At 66.2% G+C, this 3855-nt stretch carries 3 protein-coding genes; all 3 read right to left on the minus strand.

What is annotated here, in order from left to right:
• Nucleotides 1-324 (minus strand): NAD(P)H-binding protein (locus VGS97_RS16585; protein WP_326854437.1); only part of this gene is annotated, 324 nt, incomplete at its 3' end.
• Between the two features lie 293 nt (nt 325-617).
• Nucleotides 618-2078 carry a DHA2 family efflux MFS transporter permease subunit gene (locus VGS97_RS16590; RefSeq protein ID WP_326854438.1) on the minus strand — a complete coding sequence of 487 codons (1461 nt, stop codon included), beginning with the start codon at nt 2076-2078 and terminating at the stop codon, nt 618-620.
• A 540-nt stretch (nt 2079-2618) separates the two neighbouring features.
• Nucleotides 2619-3855: glycosyltransferase (locus VGS97_RS16595; protein WP_326854440.1), on the minus strand; the 1237-nt coding region annotated here is incomplete at its 5' end.

Here is a 3855-nt window from a genome sequence, read left to right on the forward strand (position 1 = left end):
GAGCCATTGGCCCATTTGGACGATGGCTTCCACGCGTGCTTTGCGGGCGGCGATGGCGAAGATGACCGTGCTGTCCAGGGCGTGGGGGTCGAAGATGGGGTGGAAGTAGATGCGGTTGATGCCGGTCATGACGTCCTGGACCTGCTGGTAGTCCATCATGTTGGCGATCACGACCTGTGCGCCGCGTTCCCGCAGGTGGTTGCTGCGCTGGTCCTCGCGGTGGACCAGGGCGCGGGTCGCGACGCCCTGCTCCAGCAGTTGCAGGGCGACCGCGTTGCCGATCTTCCCCCCGGCGCAGGTGACCAGTACGCGAGTGTCAGCCATCAGCTTTCATCCTTCCCCGAGTCGGGCGGCGGATCAGTGAGGAATGGCTTTTGGCCACTCACACAGGCGCGGGTCGGCCTGACCTCTTCTCCTGATCCCTGTCCCCATTTCCATTTTATCCATACATGAATATATGATTACTAATATGTAGTGCGATTGCGGAGAGCGGGTCACCTCACTAGCGGTTGGCGTCGGGTGCGGACTTGGGTCCGGCGCCCGACGCCTTCGCACACGGTCGGTGACCCGGTCTCAGCGAGCGTCGGCGCGACCCCGACGGGACTTCTCGGACACGCCTAGCGTGCCGATGAGTCGAGGACCGGCTCCTGCGCGGCCAGGGCGGCGGCTTCATCGGCCAGATGCTCGCTCGTCGCGCGCGCCCCGGGCAGGAGCAGTGCCCACGCCGCGCCGATGGCGAGGATGGCCGCGCCGACCCACAGCGCGGGCCTCAGGCCATTGACGAAGTCCTGACCGGAGGCGTACCCGCCTCTCGCGGCGAACACCGCGGAGAGGACGGCGATGCCGAGGGCCGTGCCCAGTTCCCGAAGCGTGCTGTTCACCCCGGCCGCCTTGCCGTGATCCGCGTCCGGTACACCCATGATCACGACGGTGGCCGTCGGCGCCAGCACCATGCCGAGCCCGGCGCCGGAGATGATGGATGCGGGCACGAACGTGGAGTAGGGCACGTTGGTCCCCGTCGTGATCGCGAACCACGCGAGCCCGCCCGCCTGCAACACCAGGCCGGTGGTGACGATCAACCGGGGCCCGAGCTTGCCGATCAGCACGCTGGACAGCGGCGCCGTGATCATCGGAACCATCGTCCACGGCATCGTGCGGACACCTGCCGCCAGCGGCCCGTAGCGGTCCACCACCTGGAAGAACTGGGCGAGCAGGAACACCGCGCCGAACACGCTGAAGGAGAAGACGATCGTGCTGACGTTGATGACCGAGAAGGAGCGGTAATGGAACAGCCGCAGCGGCACCATCGGCGTGCGGGCACGGGCCTGCCAGGCCAGGAACACCATCACCAGCAGGCTTCCGGCGATCAGCGGAACGAGCGTCTGCGCGGAACTCCAGCCGTGCGAGTCGCTGCGGATGATCGCCCAGACCAGCGCGAACACGCCGACGGCGGCGATCGCCATTCCGGGCAGGTCGAGCTCCCTGTCGGGACCGTAGGACTCACGAAGCGTCCTGAACACGAACGGCAGCACGAGCACGCCGAGCGGAATGTTCAGCCAGAAGATCCACTGCCAGGACAGCCCCTCCACCACGGCGCCGCTCACCAGCGGCCCGACCGCGACGCCGATGCCGTTGACGCCGCCCCAGATCCCGATCGCCAGGGGGCGCATCTTCGGGCGCACGGCCGCGGCGAGCAGAGTGAGCGAGAGCGGCATGACGGCCGCCGCGCCGAGGCCCTGCACGGCTCTGGAGGTGATCAGTATGGCCGTGTTGGGCGCGAGGGCAGAGGTGGCGGACGACACGGTGAACACGATGATGCCGAGCACGAAGAGCCGGCGCCGGCCGAACCGGTCGCCGAGCGCCGCCGCGGTCAGCAGCATTCCGGCATATGCGAGCGTATAGGCGTTGAGGACCCACTGCATGGACTCGGCCGACCCGCCCAGATGCGCCTTGATGACGGGCAGCGCGAAGACGACGACGAGATTGTCCAGCGTCGCCATGAACAGCGGGATCGAGCAGACCAGGATCGCGGCGGCCAGCGGCGGCCTGATCGCGGCTCCTTCGTTGGTGGAAGCCATGGGCTCCGTCCTACGTTAGTCATTCGATGATAACAAAGATTATTGGTTTCAGTCGATGATTAGTCAAGTTAGCCGGACTGCTGAGCGTTGTGATACGCGGACGCTCAGTGGCAACTACCGTCATCGCTGAGACCGGTACCCGTTTTGTCAGCAGTGGCCGGTGTCATTCGCTGATGCTGGTGATGCGGATGGTTGCCTGGCAGCGCACGGCGAGCGTGCCGTATCCGTGCTAATCGAATGCGCGATCCGGTGCACTGGCTTTTGCTTCTTTGACTTATCAGGAAGCGATCTCGTATTCGCCTGTGATGCCGCCGAGGCCGGTTCGTCTTCGACACGGCAATCCGCCACCGGGCAAGAACAAAGCAGAATGTTAAGAGCCACTCTTCGAACTTGACCATGGCCGGCGGCGTAGGGTCGGGCGACGCACAGCGGCAGGCGAGCGGCGGGCGAGCCTACAGCCGCACACGAGGCCACGATCAAGTTCGAAGAGCCGTTGAAAGCAGAGCGTCAAGAGCGTCAGTCGAGCGGATGTGCCGTCGGTCAGGTGGTTGTGGTCCTCAAGACCGGCTCGCGGGTCCGGAACGCCTGCTCGACGATGTCCGCCGCGCGGCCCACCGCGTCCATTCTTCTGATCGTGTTTTGATACGTCTGCGCGTTTTGCCGGTACGCGGGGTTCGACTGCACGGTCTCGATCGCCGCGCGTAGCTTGCGCACGGTGACCCTGCGCACCGGGATGAACTCGCCGACGCCGATGTGTTTCGCCCGCGCGGCGACGCCGGGTTGGTCGGTGGCCGCGGGCATGAGGACCATCGGCAGACCGAACGCCAGCGACTGAAGCACGGTGTTCTGCCCGCCGTGACCGACGAAGAGTGACGCCCGCTTGAGTATGTCGAGCTGCGGAGCGTAATCCACCACGATCGGATTGCCGGGGAAGTCCGTCGGGATCGGCGCGCCACGCTGACCGAGCGAGATGACGAGCTGCGCGTCGAGACCGGCGCAGGCCTCGGCGATGGTGCGGAACACGCCCTTCAGACGGTTCTGGAGGGTTCCCATCGTCCCGTAGATCAGGGGACGGCCGTCAAGCCGCTCCCACGGGAACGGGACGGGATCGGCGCGGTCGAAGTCGTGGAGCGGACCGGTGTGGTGGAAGCATTCGGGCGCCTGCGTGCGGGGGAAGTCGAAGAACTCGGGGATCTGGGCGATCTGCGCGAGCTCGGAGAACGACTGATCGGCGTTTATGGTGATGGTCGGCAGGCCCCACGCGACTCGGGTGCGGTTGTCCGCCCTGGCGACCGGCCGCTCCATCTGGTGCCTGACCCGGGCGGCAATCTTGTTCTTCACCTTCGCCTGGTTCGAGTCCTGGTAAGGCCAGGCCATGTTCCACGGCGGGACGCCCGGGTCGGTGTTGAGCGGCAGCAGGCTGCAAAGGTTGACGAACGGCAGGTCGTACCGCAGCGCGACCGTCGCCCCGAGCGGCTGGATCTGGTCGACGACCAGGGCGTCGATGCCGTTGCCCGTCACGGCGTCGGGCAGATCGCGCGCGTGCATGTACGCCGTCTTCGCCATGTCCTTGATGATGAACCGGACCGCGCGTGTCCCGGTCAGCTTCCCCTGCACGTCGGTGAACCGCTTCAGTGAGCCGAGCGGATACTCCTGCGCGCCGACCGCGATGAATTCGAGGCCGTTGCGCAGTACCTCGTCCTGAGCGTCAAGGGTCGAAATCACCGAGGCTCGGTGCCCGCGGCGCTTCAGTTCGCGGCCCAGCGTGACCATGGGC

Origin of the sequence: Actinocrinis sp., assembly GCF_035946395.1 — a bacterium.
Classification (GTDB): Bacteria; Actinomycetota; Actinomycetes; order Streptomycetales; family Catenulisporaceae; genus Actinocrinis.

Excerpts from the sequence above, each read along its gene's own strand:
- VGS97_RS16590 (WP_326854438.1), bottom strand. The coding sequence starts at position 2,078 with ATGGCTTCCACCAACGAAGGAGCCGCGATCAGGCCGCCGCTGGCCGCC.